The organism is Streptomyces hygroscopicus subsp. hygroscopicus, assembly GCF_001553455.1.
Classification (GTDB): Bacteria; Actinomycetota; Actinomycetes; order Streptomycetales; family Streptomycetaceae; genus Streptomyces; species Streptomyces hygroscopicus.
In genome coordinates this window covers 12,583-32,258 of the sequence record NZ_BBOX01000039.1, presented here as the reverse complement: position 1 = coordinate 32,258, position 19,676 = coordinate 12,583, and the positions used below count along the sequence as shown (strand labels likewise).

At 72.9% G+C, this 19,676-nt stretch carries 16 protein-coding genes; 9 read left to right on the top strand and 7 right to left on the bottom strand.

Translation table 11 applies throughout. The annotated features are described in order from the left end of the window. Positions 1-965: dihydroxyacetone kinase subunit DhaK (locus AXW62_RS05455; RefSeq protein WP_060943483.1), on the bottom strand; the 965-nt coding region annotated here is incomplete at its 3' end. Positions 966-1,808: 843 nt separating this feature from the next. Between AXW62_RS05455 and AXW62_RS05450 the strand changes: the two genes are divergently transcribed. Then, the gene (locus AXW62_RS05450; protein WP_060943482.1) at positions 1,809-2,981 is read left to right on the top strand and encodes a sialidase family protein; all 1,173 of its coding nucleotides are present in this window, start codon (positions 1,809-1,811) and stop codon (positions 2,979-2,981) included. A 179-nt stretch (positions 2,982-3,160) separates the two neighbouring features. Here the strand turns inward: AXW62_RS05450 and AXW62_RS43770 are convergent, their stop codons facing one another. Then, positions 3,161-3,589, bottom strand: a complete 429-nt coding sequence (locus AXW62_RS43770; RefSeq protein WP_159060817.1) for a TetR-like C-terminal domain-containing protein — start codon at positions 3,587-3,589, stop codon at positions 3,161-3,163. A gap of 515 nt (positions 3,590-4,104) precedes the next feature. Here AXW62_RS43770 and AXW62_RS05440 point away from each other — a divergent pair. Further along, on the top strand, positions 4,105-6,123 hold the full coding sequence (locus AXW62_RS05440; protein WP_252368507.1) for a spermine/spermidine synthase domain-containing protein: 2,019 nt from the start codon (positions 4,105-4,107) through the stop codon (positions 6,121-6,123). A gap of 81 nt (positions 6,124-6,204) precedes the next feature. On the opposite strand, the gene AXW62_RS05435 is transcribed toward AXW62_RS05440, so the two are convergent. Both AXW62_RS05435 and AXW62_RS05430 read right to left on the bottom strand, forming a co-directional pair. Next, positions 6,205-7,278 carry a hypothetical protein gene (locus tag AXW62_RS05435; protein ID WP_060943479.1) on the bottom strand — a complete coding sequence of 358 codons (1,074 nt, stop codon included), beginning with the start codon at positions 7,276-7,278 and terminating at the stop codon, positions 6,205-6,207. Positions 7,279-7,777: 499 nt separating this feature from the next. After that, entirely contained in the window at positions 7,778-8,746 is a 969-nt protein-coding gene (locus AXW62_RS05430) for a D-2-hydroxyacid dehydrogenase family protein (RefSeq protein ID WP_060943478.1), read from the bottom strand. Positions 8,747-9,045: 299 nt separating this feature from the next. On the opposite strand from AXW62_RS05430, the gene AXW62_RS05425 reads away from it, so the two are divergent. Beyond that, the gene (locus AXW62_RS05425; protein ID WP_060943477.1) at positions 9,046-9,843 is read left to right on the top strand and encodes a hypothetical protein; all 798 of its coding nucleotides are present in this window, start codon (positions 9,046-9,048) and stop codon (positions 9,841-9,843) included. A gap of 8 nt (positions 9,844-9,851) precedes the next feature. Here the strand turns inward: AXW62_RS05425 and AXW62_RS05420 are convergent, their stop codons facing one another. Beyond that, entirely contained in the window at positions 9,852-10,544 is a 693-nt protein-coding gene (locus AXW62_RS05420) for a response regulator (RefSeq protein WP_030825068.1), read from the bottom strand. Beyond that, entirely contained in the window at positions 10,541-12,229 is a 1,689-nt protein-coding gene (locus AXW62_RS05415; protein WP_060943476.1) for an ATP-binding protein, read from the bottom strand. The genes AXW62_RS05420 and AXW62_RS05415 overlap by 4 nt, the downstream gene beginning before the upstream one ends. Before the next feature lie 244 nt (positions 12,230-12,473). On the opposite strand from AXW62_RS05415, the gene AXW62_RS05410 reads away from it, so the two are divergent. The 3 genes from AXW62_RS05410 to AXW62_RS05400 all read left to right on the top strand — a co-directional run bounded on the left by AXW62_RS05410 (position 12,474) and on the right by AXW62_RS05400 (position 15,319). After that, positions 12,474-13,286, top strand: coding sequence for an ABC transporter ATP-binding protein (locus tag AXW62_RS05410; RefSeq protein ID WP_030825073.1), 813 nt, complete (start codon positions 12,474-12,476; stop codon positions 13,284-13,286). Beyond that, positions 13,279-14,151 carry an ABC transporter permease gene (locus AXW62_RS05405; protein WP_030825076.1) on the top strand — a complete coding sequence of 291 codons (873 nt, stop codon included), beginning with the start codon at positions 13,279-13,281 and terminating at the stop codon, positions 14,149-14,151. The genes AXW62_RS05410 and AXW62_RS05405 overlap by 8 nt, the downstream gene beginning before the upstream one ends. 136 nt (positions 14,152-14,287) lie before the next feature. After that, positions 14,288-15,319 carry an ABC transporter substrate-binding protein gene (locus AXW62_RS05400; protein WP_060943475.1) on the top strand — a complete coding sequence of 344 codons (1,032 nt, stop codon included), beginning with the start codon at positions 14,288-14,290 and terminating at the stop codon, positions 15,317-15,319. 452 nt (positions 15,320-15,771) lie between these two features. Here AXW62_RS05400 and AXW62_RS05395 read toward each other — a convergent pair whose 3' ends face one another. After that, positions 15,772-16,893, bottom strand: coding sequence for an MGDG synthase family glycosyltransferase (locus tag AXW62_RS05395; protein WP_060943485.1), 1,122 nt, complete (start codon positions 16,891-16,893; stop codon positions 15,772-15,774). Between the two features lie 133 nt (positions 16,894-17,026). On the opposite strand from AXW62_RS05395, the gene AXW62_RS05390 reads away from it, so the two are divergent. Genes AXW62_RS05390 through AXW62_RS05380 form a run of 3 tightly spaced genes read left to right on the top strand, consistent with a single transcriptional unit; the run spans position 17,027 to position 19,641 of the window. Next, positions 17,027-17,845, top strand: coding sequence for an SDR family NAD(P)-dependent oxidoreductase (locus AXW62_RS05390; RefSeq protein ID WP_060943474.1), 819 nt, complete (start codon positions 17,027-17,029; stop codon positions 17,843-17,845). Between the two features lie 6 nt (positions 17,846-17,851). Further along, the gene (locus AXW62_RS05385) at positions 17,852-18,826 is read left to right on the top strand and encodes a DMT family transporter (RefSeq protein WP_169808115.1); all 975 of its coding nucleotides are present in this window, start codon (positions 17,852-17,854) and stop codon (positions 18,824-18,826) included. Continuing rightward, positions 18,823-19,641 (top strand): polysaccharide deacetylase family protein, encoded by an 819-nt coding sequence (locus tag AXW62_RS05380; RefSeq protein WP_079115487.1) that lies wholly within the window; start codon positions 18,823-18,825, stop codon positions 19,639-19,641. The genes AXW62_RS05385 and AXW62_RS05380 overlap by 4 nt, the downstream gene beginning before the upstream one ends. Positions 19,642-19,676: the final 35 nt, after the last annotated feature.

Here is a 19,676-nt window from a genome sequence, read left to right as displayed (position 1 = left end):
TCCCACAGCCGCAGCGTCTCCGCGTCGGTGGCGAACAGGGTCAGCGAGAAGCCCCGCATGTCCAGGGCGCTGACGAAGGTGCCGGTCAGGGACCTGTCGAGGCCCACACCCCGGTCGTCGAGCGCCTTGGCGACGGCGTGGCGGATGCCGTACAGCTCCAGCGACGTGATCGAGCCCAGCCCGTTGACCAGGGCGAGCACCCGTGTCCCGGCGGTGTCGGGCAGCGCGGCCAGCAGCTGGTCCGTCATGGTCTCGACCAGCTTGCCGAGCGGTGCGTGCGGGGTGGTCCCCTCGGCCCGCTCGCCGTGGATCCCGACCCCGAACTCCAGGACGTTGTCGGGCAGCGCGAAGGCCGGGGCCCCGGAGGCGGGCGTGGTGTGCGCGGCCGAGGCGACGGCCAGGCTGCGGGCCCGCCGGGTCACCTCGGTGCCGAGGGCGGTGAGTTCGTCCAGCCCGCGTCCCTCGTCGGCGGCGGCGCCGAGGATCTTCTCGACGATCAGGGTGGCGCCGGTGCCGCGCCGGCCGACCGCGATGTCGTCGGAGTCGCTGGCGAGGTCGTCGTCGATGAGGACGCGGGCGCAGTGGATGCCCTCGTGCGCGAGGCGTTCGGCGGCGATGCCGAAGTTGATGCGGTCCCCGGTGTAGTTCTTGACGATGTGCAACACGCCGTCGGGTCCGGCGACGGCGCGACTGGCCTCGAAGATCTGCCGGTTGTGCGGCGAGGCGAAGATCCGGCCGGGGCACGCGGCGTCCAGCATGCCGGTGCCGAGGAAACCGGAGTGCAGGGGCTCATGGCCGGAGCCGCCCCCGGAGACCAGTCCGACGCGGCGGGTGGGCGCGGTGTGGCGGGTGCGGAAATAACCGTGGTCGGGATGGTAGGCGACGAGGTCGGCATGGGCGGCGGCGAAGCCCGCGAGCGCGTCGGGAACGAGAGACTCGGGCGAGTCGCGGAAGTATTGGGGCATGATCTCGGCTCCCTGGGCGAGTGGGGCGGACGGGTGGGGACTCGGCGGTCGAGCGCCGTCTCGGCGGTATGAGGGCTCAGGGACAGATCGTCGCCGCGACCCGGCGGCAGGGTGCTCAGGCTGGACAGCAGCCCGACCCCAACGGACTACAGGCATACGCCGGTCGTGTGCCCACGGGGAGGGTGTCGTGTGCCCACGAGGAGGGTCGGGGGCGGGGGCGGACGGCGGCACACCGTCCGCCGGCCCCCGCCGCCGGTCCGCCCGCGACCGGCCCCCGATCCGCGCCTGGTCCGCCATGTGGTCCGCCCCCCGCCCCGGCCGGTCCCTGGACCATCCCTGGTCCATCCCTGGTCCGCCGCCGGCCGGTACGGCGACCGGCCAGAACAACGCGGAACGCGGGGCGATGGGCGGCCAGGCCGGGGCCCCGAGGCCATGCGCCAGGAGGGGACCGTCAGCGGAGTCCGGGTGGGACTGGTCGCGCTGACGTGACCGCCACGGAGCCGATGGCCGACGGGCGGGACCGCCACCGTCGCGCCGCGGGGCGTTCGGATCGGCCCGGCTCTGATCCGGCCCCGCCCCGGCCTGCCCCGATCCAGCCCGGCTCTGATCCGGCCCGGCCCTCAAGCCGGGCCGGGGCGCGGCCACCGGCCAGGCGTCGCGGGCAGGTGGCCGCGATGGCGCCGCGGGCAGGTGGCCGCGAAGGCGCCGCGGGCCTTGCGGAAGGGCGGACTCCACGGATGCGTGCGCGAGGGATTTACAACGTTGGAAATTCTGCCTACCGTTGCGCCCGCACGGCCCGGGCCCACTCTTTCCCCCTTCGTCACTCCTCCCGAGGGAGCGTGCATGACCACGCCGTACCGAAGACACCTCATGCCTGTCCTGCTGACCCTGCTGGCCGTCCTGGGCTCGCTCCTGGCCATCCAGGCGCCACCGGCCGCGGCGGCCTCCGGCACCCTGCTGAGGGACGGCACCGGCCTTTACCCACGCGCCGTGAGGCTCCAGCACAACGGCGCCGCCAACGGCCGTGTCCTCGCCTCGGTCGTCACCTTCCGGGGCTCGGACGGCATCGGCGCCATCTACGAGAGCACCGACGACGGCGCCACCTTCCGGCAGGTGGGCGAGGTGGCCGACCCCGAGGCGTCCGGCGGACAGGGCGAATGCTGCGCCACGCTGTACGAACTGCCGCAGGCCGTCGGCTCCCTGCCCGCCGGGACCCTGCTGTGGTCCGCGTCCATCGGCCAGGACGAGCCGAACCGCCGGATGGCCATCCGGGTCTTCCGCAGCAACGACCAGGGGCGCACCTGGTCCTATCTGTCCACCGTGGCCACCGCCGCCAGCACCAAGGGGCTGTGGGAGCCGGAGTTCTCCATCGACTCCAGCGGCCGTCTGGTGGTCCACTACTCGGACGAGACCGACCCCGCCCACAGCCAGAAACTGGTCGCCGCCCGCAGTGCGAACGGGACCACCTGGGTGGGCCACCACGACACCGTCGCCAGCAACCTCGCCTCCGACCGGCCCGGTATGCCCATCGTGCGCAAGCTGCCCAGCGGCCAGTACTTCATGGCCTACGAGATCTGCGCCGCCCAGGGGCAGTACTCGTGTGTGGTCCACTACCGGACCTCATGGGACGGCTGGAACTGGGGCAACCCCGCGCACCTCGGCTACCGTCCGGAAACCGCCGACGGCAAGTACTTCACCCATACGCCGAACCTCGCCTGGGCCCCCGAGGCCGGCAACCCCCAGGGCAAGCTCTTCCTCATCGGGCAGGTCCTGAACAACGCCGACGGCAGCACCGCCGCCGGCAGCGGTGCCACCGTGTGGACGAACAGCAAGGGCGGCACCGGGGCCTGGCGTTCGATTTCCGCACCGGTGCGGGTGGACTCCAAGGTCGTCGACTGGTGCCCCAACTACAGCTCGGCGCTACTCCCGTCGGCGGACGGTACCCGCCTGCTGGAGATCGCCACGGACTACGTGGGCACCGTGTGCAAGCCTTACTTCGCCACCGGGTCCAGCTGACCCCGGTGAACACCCGCTGACCGGCGGTGTGCACCCGGGCACCCCAGCCCGGGGCACGCGGGAGTGGCCACTCCAGCCCGGGTGCACTGGAGTGGCCGCCCCAGTCCGGGCACGCGGGAGTGGCCACCCCATCCCGGCCGCACCGGAGTGGGCACTCCACCCCGGTCAGCCCGCCCCGGTCACCCGGAGCACCCGTCCGGCCGTTCGAGGCCGGTGTCCAGCATGGTGCGGACGACCGTCTCCACCAGGGCACCGGCCTCGGCGCGGGTCCGCGTGCCGAGGCGTTCGTCGAGCAGCAGGGTGCTCAGTCCGTGCACGAGCGACCAGAGCCCGATGCGCAGCGCCTCGCACCGCTCCGGCCGCGCGACGGCCGCGATGCGCTCCGCTACGAAGGCGATCGCGGCGTCGGAGGCGGCGACGGCGTCCGGGTGGGTGCTGCAGGGCTGCCCGAACATGAGGCGGTACAACCCGGGGTGGTCGAGCGCGTAGTCGACCGCCGCGCACGCCATGGTGATGAGTTCCGTGCCGGGGTTGCGGGCCTGCCTGCGACTTCTCTCCTGGGGTACGCACCCGCCACCGTGGCCGGGGCGGTGGTGCTCGCCACGCACGCGGCCCTCCCCCGTTCCTCCCGCCCCGGCTGGTCCGCGCGGGACCGCATAACGCCTCGGGTCGGCGTTCCCCAGGACCGGCCGAACGCCGAACGGCCGCCCTGCCGCACCAGCAGCCTCGCGACCCTCGCGCCCCTCGCGACCTCGCGCCCCTCCTCCGCGTGGGCGTCCACCGTTGGCCCGGGCAGGTGACGGATGGTGGCCGGAGCATGACCCGAACGCCGTACGGCGGTGTGCCGGGGAGCGGACCCGGCCCCCTCGTCGCCGCATGCCCGCCGCATACCGCACGGCCGGCGTACCGTACCCCGAGCCACCCGGCTGACCTGCCCGGACGGCCCCGCCGGGGGTCGGGCGGCGAGGTGGCGCGCGGGTGCGGAGGCGTGCGGCCGGGGCCACTTGCCGAGGGGATGGGCCCCCGCCGTCCGGCCGACGGCACGGGCCGTGCGGGTGCTCGACCTGCCCCGCCTCGGATGACAGCGTGGGCCGACATGGAGCACAGCCCAGGACCGCAAAACGTGCGCGCGAGGCTGCTGCTGGCCAGCGCCACCATGCTCTTCGTCGAGCTGGCGCTGATCCGGTGGACCGGCGCCAATATCGTCCATCTGAGCTATTTCTCGAACTTCATCCTCTTGGGCTCGTTCCTCGGGATCGGCCTGGGATTCCTGCTGCCCGCCGACCGTGGGCAGTGGCTCACCCGCTGGGCGCCCGTCCCGCTGGCCGTACTCGTCGTCCTGGTGCGGGAATTCCCCGTGCAGGTGCGGCAGACCAGCGGCGAGGTCATCTACTTCACGGCGGTGAAGACCACCGGTCTGCCGCAGTGGGTGACCCTGCCGGTGCTCTTCGGTCTGACCGCGCTGATCATGACGGCGATCGGGAAGATGACGGCCGATCAGTTCCGTCGGCTGCCCTCGCTGGAGGCGTACCGCTACGACCTGCTCGGCTCGCTCACCGGATCGGTGTCCTTCGCGGTGCTGTCCTGGCTGCGCGCACCGTCGGTGGTGTGGGGTGTGCTCGCCGCGGTGGCGCTGCTCACCCTCGGCGGCCGCCGCAACACCGTCCGGTTCACGGTGCCACTGCTGCTGATGGTGACCGTCCTGGCGCTGGAGACGGCGGCCAGCGGTATCTCCTGGTCCCCGTACTACAAGATCGAGGTCACCAGGCCGACCACCGGCAGCCGGGACTACAAGATCTCCGCCAATGGTGTGCCGCACCAGTCGATCGCCCCGCTGAAGGTGCTCAGACGCCCCGACTCGCCCTACGAACAGCCCTACCGGGAGACCCCGCGCAATGCGCACCGGCGGGTGCTGGTCATCGGGGCGGGCAACGGCAACGACGTGGCCATGGCGCTGGCCCACGGCGCCCAGCGGGTGGACGCCGTGGAGATCGACCCCCGGCTGCAGGAGATCGGCGCGTCACTGCACCCGGCGCGGCCCTACGACAACCCCCGGGTGCACGTGCACATCAACGACGGCCGGGCCTTCCTCGAACGGACCGACGCCCGCTACGACCTGATCGTCCTCGCCCTGCCGGACTCCCTGACGCTGGTCTCCGGCGCCAGCAACCTGCGCCTGGAGAGCTACCTGTTCACCCGGCAGGCGTTCGAGGCGGCACACCGCCACCTCGCCCCCGGCGGCGCGTTCGCCATGTACAACTACTACCGGCAGAACTGGCTCATCGACCGGTTCGGCTCCACGGTCACCTCCGTCTTCGGGCACGCTCCCTGCATCACGCACTACGGGGGCAAGAAGGCCGCCATCCTGGTGGCCGGAATCGCCTCCAGCGACCAGTCCTGCGCCACGTCCACCTGGCACCCCTCCGGCCCGGTGCCCGCCGCGGCCGGTGACGACCATCCGTTCCCGTATCTGCTGCACCGCACCATCCCCACCCTCTACATCGGGGTGCTGGGCGCGATCCTGCTGGTGACGCTGGTGTCGGTACGGCTGACCGGGGTCCGGCTGAGGCGCACCGCCCGCTACACGGACGTCTTCCTGCTCGGCGTGGCGTTCATGCTGCTGGAGACCAAGAACGTGATCGGGTTCGCGCTCTACTTCGGCACCACCTGGCTGGTCAACGCCATGGTCTTCGCGGGTGTGCTGCTCGCCGTGCTGTGCGCGGTGGAGGTCCGGCGGCGGATGCGCCGGGTCAACCAGCTCGTGCTGCAACTGATGCTGTTCGCCAGCCTCGCGATCGCCTGGCTGATTCCGTCCGATCTGGTGCTGGGGCTGCCCTTCGCTCCCCGGCTGGCCGCCGCGATCGCGCTGGCCTTCGCCCCCATCTTCTGCGCCAACCTCATCTTCTCCGACCGGCTGGCGGCGGCCGCCGATCCCACCGCGGCCTTCGGGGCCAATCTGCTGGGCTCCCTGGTCGGCGGCACCCTGGAGTACCTGGCCCTGGTGACCGGCTACCAGGCGCTGCTGCTGGTCGTGGCGGTGCTGTACGCGGGTGCCTGTGTCGCCATGCGCTTCACCCGGCGCGGTCCCGGTGATGTCGTCCGTCACGAGCCACTCACCGTGCAGACGGCGCCGCGCCCCTGAGCGCGCGTCGCGCCCGGCGGTGCCCGGCCGCCCCCGGCCCTCCGGCCGGGGGCGGCCGTATGGGTGGCGCCGTCGCCCCGGTCACTCGAACATGACGTAATCCGGCCGCGGCCGCAGGGCCAGCACCTCTTCGGGGGTCATCAGCCGGCTTCCCTCGGTGTCCTCCTCGTAGAAGAGCTTGAAGCCGGTGCGCAGGCCCTCGGGCTGGTCCTTGACCAGCTGCCGCCAGGTGTCCCGTTTCATCCCCGGTGATCCGATGCCGTCCGCGCTCTTGATGAGAACCACCCCCGGCTGCGGACGCAGCGCGGACTGGTCGCGGACGACGGAGACCGCCACCTGGTGGAAGACCAGTGGTTTCTGCGGCAGATCGTGCTCGGCGACGATCCCGGAGAGATAGCGGGCCACATCGGTGAGCTCCTTGCCGCTGGTGTGGCCGTAGGAGTCGCCCGGCACCTGGTCCGGACCCATCTCCCACTCCGGGTCCAGCGCTATCCCGACGTCGGGGTGGACCAGCCATTCGCGCAGCGCCTTGACCTCGCCCAGAACCGGTGCCCGGCCCGGCTGGATGTTCAGCAGCAGCAGGGCACGGTGGCGTTTGGCCGCGTCGTGGAAGCGGCGGATCGTGTCGGGGGAGGTGCGCGAGCGGTAGGTGCCGTCGGGGCCCGCGGTGCCGTTGGCCACGGTCGCCAGGAGTTCGAGCACCGGCTGCGGTGTGCGGTCCGCGGCGTAGGCGCGGGCGGTCTTCTCGATCTCCCGCACCCGGTCGTCGAGGTCCCCCGTGCCGAGCCGGCCGAGCGCGGCGGCGCCGGGCAGGCCGCAGTAGCCCACCAGACGGTAGCGGGACAGCTCCCGGCCGCCGCGGGGCAGCTCCGGACGTGGTTTCGGGGTGGGGGAGGGAGAACGTTCAGACGGGGTGGCGGACGGGGAGCGCTGCGCTCCCCTGGAGCCCTGCGGGCCCGCGCCGGAGGCGGAGTCGGCGGTCTTCTCGCCGCAGCCGGCGAGCAGGCCGGCCCCTGCCGCCGCGGCCACCGCGAGCATGCCGCGCCGGGTCGGCGGCGGTGGTGTTCCCGGTCCCGTGCCGCCGCCGTGCGGTACCGCGTCCTGCCGGGCCGATGCCTCCTGATGTGCCGGGTTTCCGGATGTGCTGTGAGCCACGTTCCCTCCGTCCGCGGTGGCCGGCCGGGCGGACCGGCCACCGGTCAGTGCTGCGGGCCGATGGGTTTTCCGTGCCAGGCAGCCTCTCCGGTCTGGCGGAGGCGAAACGGAATAGTGTCCACCGGGTGCCGAACAGGTGTCGCTTTCAGCCCCGGTCCGCCTCGCCCGGCAGCGGCGGGCGGGCCGGGGCCGCGGTGGCGGCGGCGTCCAGCGGCACCACCAGCCGCCGGTCGGGGGCAGGCGGTAGGCGGTCAACGACCGCTACAGCACCGCGCGTTCGGCCACGGCCGGACATCCGCCGGGGCGGCGCCCCCGACATCCGCGGGGAACGGCTCGGAATCTCCCCGGGACCGGTGGGCGCACCGCCGGTGACCGCGCCCCGGGATCGGTGTACAGCCGGTGGAGAGCCGGCCGTTACGCCCTGTTCGAACGAACGATTCGCGTCATCCGACGACGCGCGGGGCGGTGCGGAACGAAGAGGACACCGCTCAGGAAAGGCTCAGCCGGCCGGGCTCAGCCGCCGGACCGGCTCCCCTGCCAGATAGGCGCGGATGTCCTCGACCGCATCCCGGTAGAAACGCTCGTAGTTGCCCCGGGTCACATAGCCCAGATGCGGAGTGGCCAGCAGATTCGGCAGCGTACGGAACGGATCGCCGGGCGGCAGCGGCTCCCGTTCGAACACATCGACGCCCGCGCCCGCGATCCAGCCCTCCCGCAGCGCCTCCGCGAGCGCCGCCTGGTCCACGATCGCCGCGCGGGAGGTGTTCACCAGGAACGCCGTGGGCCGCATCCGCCTCAGCTCCCGCGCGCCCAGCAGCCCCCGGGTGCGGTCGCCGAGCACCAGGTGTACCGAGACGATGTCACTGGTCTCCAGCAGCTCCTCCTTGGAACCGGCCGGCCGCACCCCCTCCGCCTCGGCGCGCTCGGCGGTCAGGTTCTCGCTCCAGGCGGCCACCTCCATGCCGAAGGCCCGCCCGACCCGCGCCACCTGGACGCCGATCCTGCCCAGCCCCAGCAACCCCAGCCGACGGCCGTGCAGATCGGTGCCGACCGTGCTCTGCCACGGCCCGCCGTCCCGCAGCGCGGTGCTCTCCGGCACCACATGGCGGGCCAGCCCCAGGATCAGCGCCCAGGTGAGCTCGGCGGGCGGCTGGGAGCTGCTGGCCGTGCCGCACACCGTGACACCGTGGCGGGCGGCGGCCGCCAGATCGACCGACGCGTTGCGCATGCCCGTGGTGACCAGCAGCCTCAGCCGTGGCAGCCGGGCGAACAGGGATGCGGGGAAGGGAGTGCGCTCCCGCATGATGACCACGATCTCGCAGTCCCCGATGGCCTCGGCCACCGCGTCCTCACCGGCGAGGTGTTCATGGACCGGCACCACGTCCACCGTGTCGAGAACGCTCGACCAGTCGGCCGCCGCCAACGCGGCGTCCTGGTAGTCGTCGAGCACGGCGCAGCGCAGCCTCATCGTCCCGCCTTCCGTTTCCCCGGACCGGTACGGTGTTTCTACCACCCGGGTCAGAACACCGGAGCAAACGGGGGTCTGACGCGTCGCCACCGTGCATGCGCCGCCACCCTTCCGGATGACTTCGGCCGTGTGGGTGCGGTGTGGCAGGTGTGTTTCTTCGCCGAAAGTTGGCCTCTCACGGGGTGCTGGGACACGCGTAGTTGTTTTGCGTAGTGGCACACAGGGCACCGCACACTTCTGACAGCAGGCATAATCGCTGCTGCGATGGGCGCAGACGCCCAGAAAGGGGACGAAGTGAAGTGAACGCGTTGAGCGCGGACAGCAGTGTGGGATCGACCATCGAGGTGCTGGAGGCCGAACTCCCTCAGCTCCAGAGGCAACAGGAGGCACTCAAGGGTGATTTGGAGGCCGTCACCAAGCGGCTGGAGGCGGTCAGCACCGCGCTGAGCAGCCTTCAGGCCCTCTCCACCTCCGCGGTGCCGGCGCAGGCCGACGGAACCCCGGTGGCGGTGGCCGAGCCGGCGGCCGAGGCCACCCCGGCCGAGCCGGCCACGGAGCCGGTGGCCGGGGCCACCGCCGAGGCGGAGCCGGAGTCCGCCGAGGAGACGGACGCCACCGGCGACGCCGCCACCACGCGCAAGGCCGCCATCGGCCGTCAGCGCAGCCGGGGCAAGGCGGCCAAGGCTCCGGCCACCGGACGGGCCACCAAGGCGGCGGCCAAGAAGACCGCCGCCAAGAAGACCGCCGCGAAGACGGCGGCCAAGGCTCCCAAGGCCACGGTGAAGGCCACCAAGGCCGCCACCAAGGCCACCGCCAAGACGGCCAAGACCGCCAAGGCGGCCGAGAAGCCGGCGGAGAAGGCCGCCAAGGAGACGGCCACCACCTCCGAGCGCTCCACGGGGCTCGCCGACAGCGTGCTCGCCGCGCTGCGCAAGGCCGGCCGCCCCATGCGGGCCTCCGAGGTCAACCAGGCCCTGGGGCGCGACGAGACCCGCACCAACGTGAACTCGGTGCGCAACACCCTGGAGCGGCTGCGCTCCTCGGACCGGGCCCAGCGCTCCGGCCGTGGCCTGTACGAGGCCACGGCCACGAGCTGACAGCTCCGTCAGTTCACCGCCACCCATGTGTAGCGGTGTTCGGGACGGCCGGTGTCCCCGTACTTGAGGGTGAGGCTGATGCGGCCGGCATGCTCGAGGTACTTCAGATAGCGCTGGGCCGTGGAGCGGCTGATACCGGTGCGCTCCGCCACTTCGTGGGCGGAGAGCGGCTGGTCGGCCTTGTCCAGGACCCGGCGTATGAGGTCGACGGTGGGTGCGGAGTGGCCTTTGGGGAGGGCGGGGCCGGAGGTGTCGGCGGCTGCGAAGGCGCCGAAGATCCGGTCCACTCTCTCCTGGCCGGTCTCGCCGCGCCCGCCGACGCCTTCGAGGGTGCGGCGCAGCCCCGCGTAGCCGTCCAGCTTGGCGCGCAGTCCGGCGAAGCTGAACGGCTTGACCAGGTACTGCAGTGCGCCGTGGCGCATGGCGGCCTGGACGGTGGCCACATCACAGGCCGCCGTCACCATGATGACGTCGGCGTGGTGGCCGAGCTGGCGCATCCGCCGCACCAGCGTCAGCCCGGTCTCGTCCGGCAGGTAGTGGTCGAGCAGGACCAGGTCGACCGGGGTGCGCTCCAGGGTCGCGAGGGCCTGGGCGGCGGTATGGGCACGGGCGGCGACCCGGTAGCCGGGCACCTGGGCCACATACGCAGCGTTGATCTCGGCGACGTGGAAGTCGTCGTCCACGACAAGAACGTCGATCATCGTGACTCTCCTGCTGCGGTGAACTCATGAGTGGGTGTGTCGTCCCTGGTGAGGGCCTCGGGCAGGACGACGGTGAACACCGCGCCGCCACCCGCCCGGGCGGTGACCCGGGCCATGCCTCCGTACCGCTCGGCGAGCCGCCGCACCAGGGCCAGTCCGATACCCCGGCCACGCGATGACACCACGGCGGACCCTGCGCGGGCATCGGGGCCGGCGTCCGGAGAGCGGGGGAGGGCGGGCCCTTTGGTGGACCAGCCCTCGGTGAAGATCAGATCGCGCATCCCGGGTGGCACGCCCGGACCGGTATCGCTCACCCGCAGCACCGCGGTGGTGCCCTCGGCTCTCAGCTCGACCTCGATGAACGGGGTGGGGGAGGGGTGTGCGGCCACCGCCTCCAGCGCGTTGTCGATGAGGTTGCCGAGCACGGTCACCAGATCGCGCGGATCGACCACCCGCCCGGTCAGCAGCGTCGCGGGCGAGATGCGCAGGGCGACCCCGCGCTCGGCCACGATGGCCGACTTGCCGACCAGCAGCGCCGACAGCAGCGGATCGGGCACCCGTTCGGAGATCTGCTCGGCCGAGGCGCGGCGGGCGTTGGTGAGCTCGGCCACGAACTGCGCCGCCCGCTCGTGGAGTCCCAGCTCCAGCAGCCCGAGCAGGGTGTGCAGCCGGTTGGCGTGTTCGTGGTCCTGGGCGCGCAGCGCGTCCAGCAGCCCCCGGGTGCTGTCCAGCTCCCGGCCCAGCAACTCCAGCTCGGTACGGTCGCGCAGGGTCGCCACCGCGCCGCCGTCCTTGGTCGGCATGCGGTTGGCGACCAGCACCCGGCCGCCGCTGACGGTCAGCAGATCCGCCCCGTCGACCCGACCCGCCAGCACATCGGTGGTGCGGCCGGGCGGCAGTGACTCCTCCAGGGTGCGGCCGGTGGCGTCCGGACGGATCCCGAGCAGCCGTCCGGCCTCGTCGTTGACCAGACGGATCCGGCCCTGCCGGTCGAAGGCCACGACCCCCTCGCGGATGCCGTGCAGCATCGCCTCCCGCTCGTCGAGCAGCGCCGAGATGTCGGCGAACGCGACACCGTGGGTACGGCGGCGCAGTCGGCGCGAGACGGCGATCGCGGCCAGCACGCCCACGCCGAGCGCCGCGCCCGCGTACAGCAGCAGCCGGGGCACCGCCGCCAGCAGCCGGCCGCGCACACTTCCGTAGCCGATGCCCACCGACACCGCGCCGACGATCCGCCCGCCCCCGGTGCGCAGCGGCACCTTGGCACGGGCCGAACGGCCGAGCGTGCCCACGTCGATCTGCATGATCTCCCGGCCGGAGAGCGCCTCGCGCGGATCGGTGGAGACGTGTTCGCCGATCCGCGCGGCGGTGGTGTGCGACCAGCGCACGCCCCGGGAATCCATCACCACGATGTACAGCGCGCCGGTGGCCCGGCGGATCCGCTCGGCCGCCCGCTGCACCGGACCGGTGGGGGTGGGCTCGGTCGCGGTGAGGTCCCGCGCGATGTCCGGATCGGCCGCGGTGGTCTGGGCGATGGCCAGCGCCTGGTGCATCGCCTGGCTGTCGATCTCCGAGCTGAGCGGGGCCAGGAACAGCGCGGTGGCCAGCACCATCACCCCGGCGGTGATGGCCAGCTGCGCGGCGAGCACCTGCCCGGAGACACGCCGGGGCCATCGGATACGCATGGTGGGCCCCCTGTCTGCGGTCTTCCGGCCGGTCTCGTGGCGTCCGGAGCGCGAGCGGTAGTAATTCCTCCGTTTATGGTGCTGTGAACGCACCGTAAAGGTGCCCGGGGCCCGTGCACAGCCTCCGTGGCGTTTTCGTTGTCCGGGTGCGAGCAAAACGAGCAAAACGGGGTTTGTGAGCGCAAGAGCGGGTTGTGCTCAGAAGACTGCCGCCGTGGCCCGGGTCACTCCTAGCCTCCCGGCCATGAGCAGCCACACCAGCCCCGCCATCGAGCTGCGGGCAACGAGCAAGGCGTTCCGGACGCCGTCCGGGGCCCTCCACACCGCGGTCAGGGATCTCGACCTGACCGTCGGGCACGGTGAGTTCGTCGCCGTCGTGGGGCCCACCGGGTGCGGAAAGTCCACGACACTGACACTGGTCAGCGGGTTGGAGGAGCCCACCGAGGGCGAGGTGCTGGTGGCCGGCGAACCGGTCCGCGGCATCGCCTCCAACGTCGGCTTCGTCTTCCAGCAGGACGCGGTGTTCCCCTGGCGCAGCGTGCTGTCGAACGTGATGGCCGGCCCCCGGTTCCGTGGCGTGCCCAAGGCCGAGGCGAAGGAACGGGCCCGGGAGTGGCTGGCCCGGGTCGGCCTCTCCGCCTTCGAGGACCGCTACCCGCACCAGCTGTCGGGTGGTCAGCGCAAGCGCGTGGCGCTCGCCGCGACCTTCGTCAACGACCCCGAGATCCTGCTGATGGACGAGCCGTTCTCGGCGCTGGACGTGCAGACCCGGGCGCTGATGTCGGACGAACTGCTGGAACTGTGGGCGGGCACCGGCGCGTGCGTCGTCTTCGTCACCCACGACCTGGAGGAGTCCATCGCGCTCGCCGACAAGGTCGTGGTGATGACGGCCGGACCGGCCACCGTCAAGGAGGTCTTCGAGATCGATCTGCCCCGGCCCCGCAAGGTCGAGTCGGTGCGGCTGGAGTCCCGGTTCGTGGAGATCTACCGGGAGATCTGGTCCTCGCTCGGCGAAGAGGTCCGCATCACCCGGGAGCGGGGTGCCGTCCATGCCTGAGACCGTCACCACGGCCGCCCCCGCCCTCGGCAAGACCCCCGGGTCGGACCGCTCCAGGGCCCGCGCCCGCGCCGCCCGCAACCGCGCGATCCTCGTCCAGACCACCCGCGCGCTGGTGCTCCTCGCCGTCATCGGGCTGTGGGAATGGCTGGCCCGCGCCGCCGTCATCGATCCCTTCAACTTCTCCATGCCCTCGAAGATCTGGGACCAGCTCAGGCAGTGGGCGCTGCACGGCACCGCGCAGGGCTCGCTGTGGGAGCAGGTCTGGTACACGCTCTACGAGGCGCTCCTGGGCTGGGGCATCGGCGTGGTGGCCGGTGTGGTCCTGGGGATCGCGTTCGGCCGGATCGCCTTCCTCGCCGATGTGCTCGGCCCGTACATCAAGGTGCTCAACGCACTGCCGCGCATCGTGCTCGCGCCCATCTTCCTCATCTGGTTCGGGCTCGGACCGGCCTCGAAGGTCGCCTCGGCCGTCGTCCTGGTCTTCTTCCCCGTCTTCTTCAACGCCTTCCAGGGCGCGCGGGAGGTCGACCGCAACCTGGTGGCCAACTCCCGGATCCTCGGCGCGAGCAACCGTCAGGTCACCCTCCAGGTGGTGATCCCCTCCGCCACCTCATGGATCTTCACCAGCCTGCACGTCAGCTTCGGGTTCGCCCTCATCGGCGCCATCGTCGGCGAGTACATCGGCGCCACCAAGGGGCTCGGCCTGCTGGTGTCCTCCTCGCAGGGCACCTTCAACGCGGCCGGTGTCTACGCGGCCATGGTGATCCTCGCGGTGGTGGCCCTGCTCGCCGAGGGTCTCCTGACCTTCCTGGAGAAGCGGCTCTTCCGCTGGAAGCCCGCCCAGCCCGGCTCCGACCGCTGACCCACCGCCCCTCTCCCGCTCCGCGCTCCGCCTCACCTGCCGCGCCCCCTTCCCGCCCCCGCACTCCGCCTCACCCACCGCCCCCTTCCCGCCCCCCCGTACTCCGCCTCACCCACCGCTCACAAGGACGTGACCCATGCGCAGCTCTGCCAAGTTCTCCGCGGCCGCGGTCGCCGCGGCGCTCGCTCTCACCACCCTCACCGCCTGCGGCGACTCCGGCGCCTCCGGTGGCAAGGACGGCAAGGTCAAGATCATGGTGGGTGGCCTGGACAAGGTCATCTACCTGCCCGCGATGCTCACCCAGCGGCTGGGCTACTTCAAGGAAGAGGGGCTCGACGTCCAGCTGCTCACCGAGCCCGCCGGGGTGCAGGCCACCACCTCACTGGTCGCGGGCGACGTCCAGGGCGTCGTCGGCTTCTACGACCACACCCTCGATCTCCAGGTCAAGGGCAAGCAGGTGGAGTCCGTCGTCCAGCTCGCCCAGGCACCCGGTGAGGTCGAGGTGGTCTCCAACAAGGCGGCGGACGAGGTGAAGTCCCCCAAGGACTTCAAGGGCAAGAAGCTCGGTGTCACCGGTCTGGGCTCCTCCACGGACTTCCTGACCAAATACCTCGCGGTCGACAGCGGAGTGAAGACCAGCGAGTTCACGCCGGTGGCGGTCGGGGCGGGCCAGACGTTCATCTCGGCCCTCAAGCAGGGCTCCATCCAGGGCGGTATGACGACCGATCCGACCGTCGCCCAGATCGTGGACCAGAAGATCGGCAAGGTCCTGATCGACATGCGCACCCCCGAGGGGTCCAGGAAGGCGCTCGGCGGCCTGTACCCCTCTTCCTCCCTCTACATGAACACCGACTGGGTGAACGGCCACAAGGAGACGGTGCAGAAGCTGGCCAACGCCTTCGTGAAGACCCTCACCTGGATGTCCAGCCACTCGGCCGAGGACATCGCCGCCAAGATGCCCGGTGACTACGCGCAGGGCGGCGCGAAGCTCTACACGGAGGCCATCAAGAGCACCCTGCCGATGTTCACCAAGGACGGTGTGATGCCCGCGGACGGCCCGGCGACCGTCGAGCGCGTTCTCAAGGCGTTCAACCCCAACCTGAAGAACGCCACGGTGGACCTGGGGAAGACCTACACCACCGAGTTCGTCAAGAAGGCCGCCCGGTGAGGGCGGCTGAGCCGGAGACGCCCCGGCCCGGGAGCCCCGGGCGGAAGCGTCCCGGGGCTCCCGGGTCCCGGGACCTGCCTGGTGGCGCTCCCCGTCCGTGACCTCGGCGCCGGACACCCGCGCATCCCGCGGGCGTCCGGCGCCGGGTGCTTTTCGGTGGTGGCCGGGGTGTCTGTGGTGTCGGGTGTTGGGGAAGTCCTCGGTGGTGGGTGGGGTGTCCGTGGTGTGCGGGTGTCGGGGCAGCCCCCCGTGGTTGTGGGGAGCCTGCGGGTGTCGGGTGTGGGGTGCTTTTCGGTGGTGGCCGGGATGTCCGTGGTGTGCGGGCGTCGGGGCAGCCCCCCAGTTGCAGCCGGGACGTCCGTGGTGTCCGGTGCGCGGACCCCGGCGGTGGCCGGGGGCGCGTGCCGGGCGTCACGGGCGGCCCATGACGGTCCACCGGACAGGGCCCCCGCTCACCGCGCTCCTCCCGGCGCCGCCGTCCGGGCGACCGCCTCGGTCAGCCGGGCGGCGGCGTCGGCGGTGAACAGCCGGCGGCCCGCCGCGATCCGGCGTTCCCGTGGCGCGGAGGGCTCGGTGAGCACATCGAGCAGCCGCAGCAGCTCCCACGCGTCCCGCGCGTGGTCCGAGAGCCCCAGCGCGGCCATCCGCCGGACCCCGTCGCGGCCATGGCCCGGGATGGGGCGGTAGCCGACCACGGGCACCCCGGCGGCCAGCGCCTCCAGCGCGGTCTGACCGGCCGCGTTGTCCACCACGGCCCGTACGGCGGTCAGCAGACCGGGCAGGTCCCGCTCCCACCCGAGCGCGACCACCTCCGGCAGGCGCGACAGCCGGTCGCGCAGCCGCTCGTCCCGGCCGCACAGCACCACCGGCAGATACCCGGCCCCGGACAGCAGCCGCGCCGTGTCCGCCACCCGCGTACCGGCGCCCCACGCCCCCACGGACACCAGCACCGGCGGCCTTCCCGGCGCGTACGCCCCGAAGCGCCGCCGCCACCGAGCCGCCCCCGGCGCCGGGGCGAGGAAGCGCTCCGCCACCACCGGCCCGGTGGCCACCGACGGACGGCCCAGCGCCCGGCGCACCGTGCCGGCGGCCTCCGGGGTGACGCACAGATGCAGATCGTTGCCCGGGTGCAGCCACTGGCGGTGCACCGCGAAATCGGTCACCACCACCGCACTGGGCACCCGCAGCGCACCGCGCGCCCGGAGCCTGCCGGTCAGCTGCGCGGCCAGGTGGAACACCGGCACGACGACGTCCGGCCGCTCCCGCTCCACCAGGGCCAGCAGCCGGTCCTCGGCGAGCGCGGCCAGCGGCGCGCTGCCCGGCCGGGGGCCTCTGCCGGGCCGGAAGAACACCCGGTAGATCCCCTCGTACACCACCGGGGCACGGCGGACGGCCGTCCGGTAGAACGCACGCAGCCCGGCCCCGATCCCGTCCGGCAGCAGCCCCAGCACATCCACCCGGCCGGCCTCCTGGCCCAGGCCCTCCAGCCTGCGCGCCAGCTCGGCGGCGACCGCGTCGTGTCCGGCCCCCATCCCGGCGCTCACCATGAGAAAACGTGCCGACGGCGGACGCATGACCACCTCCGATGGTGCGAGGCTCGGCTCCTCGTGGCTCACTGGAGGTATCCGCCCCGCGCACCGTCAAACCGCGCTCGACGGCCGGTGCCCCAGGACCAGCAGCCGGCCGGCGGCGAGACAGGGAGATGCCATGACCCGCCCCCTCCCGGACGCACCCCTCGACCGCGGCCAGGTGCGGTACACCCGCGGTCGCACCGCCACCGGGACCAGGGTCGCGCTGGTGACCGGTGCCTCCTCGGGCATCGGCGCCGCCATCGCCGACCGGATCGCGGCCGAGGACGGATGGCGGCTGCTGGTCAGCGGCCGCCACCGGGAACGGCTCGACCGGGTGGCCGACCGGACATCGGCCCTCGCCCTTCCCGTCGACCTGTCCGCGCCGGAGGGCCCGGAGGCGCTGGTCCAGGACGCCATCCGGGCCGCCGGGCGGGTGGATCTGCTGGTCGCGGGGGCGGGCGTGGGCTGGGCCGGTCCCTTCGCCACGATGCCGCCCGTCGCCATCGAACAGGTGGTCCGCGTCGACCTGCTCGCCGCGATGCGGCTGGTCCGCACGGTCGTGCCCCGGATGCAGGCCGAGCGGCGGGGACACATCGTGCTGATCGGATCGGTGGCCGGGACCGTCGGGGTGCGGGGCGAGGCGGTGTACTCCGGGGCCAAGGCGGCTCTCGGCGTCTTCGCCGACGCCCTGCGCCTGGAGCTGCGCCGGGCCGGTGTCCGCGTCACCCATGTGGTCCCCGGCGTGGTGGACACGCCGTTCTTCGCCCGGCGCGGCGCCCCGTACACCCGCCGGCGGCCGCGGCCGCTGCCGCCCGAGCGGATCGCCGACGCGGTCTGGGACGCCGTCGAGCACGGGCGGAACGAGGTGTACGTACCGGCCTGGATGCGGCTGCCCGTGGCGGTCCGCGCCCTGGCCCCCGGGCTGTACCACCGGTTGGCCGCACGCTTCGGGTGACCCGCGGTGAACGTCCTGGCCGTGGTGCTCGCCCTGCTGTCCGCTCTGGGCAACGGCGCGGCCTCCGTCCTGCAACGGCGGGCCGCGATGGACCAGGACCGGGGGGACCGGGGCGCCCGGGGGCCGAAGGGGGACCTGCTGCGGCTGGCACGTCTGCTGCGCCGCCCGTACTGGCTGGCCGGGCTGGCCGCGATGGTGGTCTCGGCGGTGGCACAGGTGGGCGCGCTGGCGGTCGGACGGCTCTCCGCGGTTCAGCCACTGCTGGTCAGCGAACTGCTGTTCACGCTGGTGGTCGGCAGTCTGGTCTTCCGCCATCGCCCGGACGGCCGGACCTGGCGGTCGTTCGTGATGCTCGCCGCCGGGCTCGCGCTCTTCCTGGCGGCGGCCGACCCCTCGCACGGCGAGACCACGGCGCGCAACGGCACGTGGCTGCCCGCGGGCGTGGCGGTGGCCATCGTCGTGGGCAGTCTGATCGCGGTGGCCCGGGTGGTGCGCGGGGCGGCGCGCGCCGTGGTCCTCGGATGCGCCACCGCCGCCTGTTTCGCCTGCACGGCCGCGCTGATCAAGGAGTTCACCGGGCGGTTCTCCGGGGGAGTGGCCGCGGTGCTCACCGACTGGCCGCTGTACGCGGTGTGCGCCGTGGGACTGCTGAGCTTCCTGCTGCTGCAGAGCACCCTGCGCGCGGGCACCCTCGCCGCGTCCCAGCCCGCGCTCACCCTCGGGGACGCCCTGGTGAGCATCGTGCTGGGCTGGGTGCTGTTCGCCGAGCGCATCGAACTGGGGCTGCGCATCCTGCCCGAGATGGCCGGCATCCTGCTGATGGCGGCCGGCATCGTGGGGCTGACCCGCTCTCCCGCCATGTGCGGCGCCTGGGACGCGACCGCCCCCGAGCCGCCGGACACCGCGGACCGGACCGCCGGGACGTCACGGCCACCGCTGTCCCGAGGGCGGCGGAACCCGAGCGGTGGCCGGACGCCATGAGCGAGCGCCACCACCGCGGTGCCCTGGTGCGGAACGCGACGCTGCTGGCGGCGGCCGCGCACATCGCACCGGCCGGCACCTGGCTGCCCGGAGCGCGGCGGGCCCTCTTCCCGGCCCTGGCGGGCCGCGGCCGGTCCGACCACGTGGCCCTCACCTTCGACGACGGACCCGATCCGCGCACCACACCGCACTTCCTGCGGGTCCTGGACGAACTGGGCGTACGGGCCACCTTCTTCGTCCTGGGCGAGGCGGTGACGCGTTCCCCGCGCACCACGCTGGAGATCGTCCGCCGGGGCCACGAACTCGCCGTCCACGGCTGGACCCACAGCCGTCCCTGGCTGCCCACGGTGGCCCGGGACGCCCGCGAGGTGGCCCGCGCCGCCCGCGCCGTACGGCTGGTCACCGGGGCGGCACCGCGGTGGTACCGGCCGCCGTACGGCATCCTCACCGGCGGCCGCTGGCTCGCGGCGGCACGGGCCGGACTCACCCCCGTCCTCTGGTCGGCCTGGGGGCGCGACTGGTCCGCGGACGCCACCGCGCGGTCGGTGCTCGCCACCGTACGGCGTGATCTGCGCGGCGGTGCCACGGTGCTGCTGCACGACACCGACCGGGCGGCGGCGCCCGGCTGCTGGCGTGCCACGCTGGCCGCGCTGCCCGCGGTGGTGGCGGAGTGCCGGGCCGCCGGCTGGGAGGTGGGCCCGCTGGCCGAGCACGGGATACGCCGAGGGGGTCACGAGCCCGGAGCGCGCCGCTCAGGCCACGGGCCCGTGCACACACCGATGAACGCACGCGGGAATGAACGCAGGGGGGAATGAACACGCGCGGGAAGGAACGCACGCGGAGACGGACG

What these genes read in the sequence shown, in the direction of transcription:
- AXW62_RS05390 (WP_060943474.1), top strand. Translation starts at nt 17,027, where the DNA reads ATGACCCGCCCCCTCCCGGACGCACCCCTCGACCGCGGCCAGGTGCGG.
- AXW62_RS05410 (WP_030825073.1), top strand. Translation starts at nt 12,474, where the DNA reads ATGAGCAGCCACACCAGCCCCGCCATCGAGCTGCGGGCAACGAGCAAG.
- AXW62_RS05400 (WP_060943475.1), top strand. Translation starts at nt 14,288, where the DNA reads ATGCGCAGCTCTGCCAAGTTCTCCGCGGCCGCGGTCGCCGCGGCGCTC.
- AXW62_RS05430 (WP_060943478.1), bottom strand. Translation starts at nt 8,746, where the DNA reads ATGAGGCTGCGCTGCGCCGTGCTCGACGACTACCAGGACGCCGCGTTG.
- AXW62_RS05415 (WP_060943476.1), bottom strand. Translation starts at nt 12,229, where the DNA reads ATGCGTATCCGATGGCCCCGGCGTGTCTCCGGGCAGGTGCTCGCCGCG.
- AXW62_RS05420 (WP_030825068.1), bottom strand. Translation starts at nt 10,544, where the DNA reads ATGATCGACGTTCTTGTCGTGGACGACGACTTCCACGTCGCCGAGATC.
- AXW62_RS05395 (WP_060943485.1), bottom strand. Translation starts at nt 16,893, where the DNA reads ATGCGTCCGCCGTCGGCACGTTTTCTCATGGTGAGCGCCGGGATGGGG.
- AXW62_RS05405 (WP_030825076.1), top strand. Translation starts at nt 13,279, where the DNA reads ATGCCTGAGACCGTCACCACGGCCGCCCCCGCCCTCGGCAAGACCCCC.
- AXW62_RS05380 (WP_079115487.1), top strand. Translation starts at nt 18,823, where the DNA reads ATGAGCGAGCGCCACCACCGCGGTGCCCTGGTGCGGAACGCGACGCTG.
- AXW62_RS05450 (WP_060943482.1), top strand. Translation starts at nt 1,809, where the DNA reads ATGACCACGCCGTACCGAAGACACCTCATGCCTGTCCTGCTGACCCTG.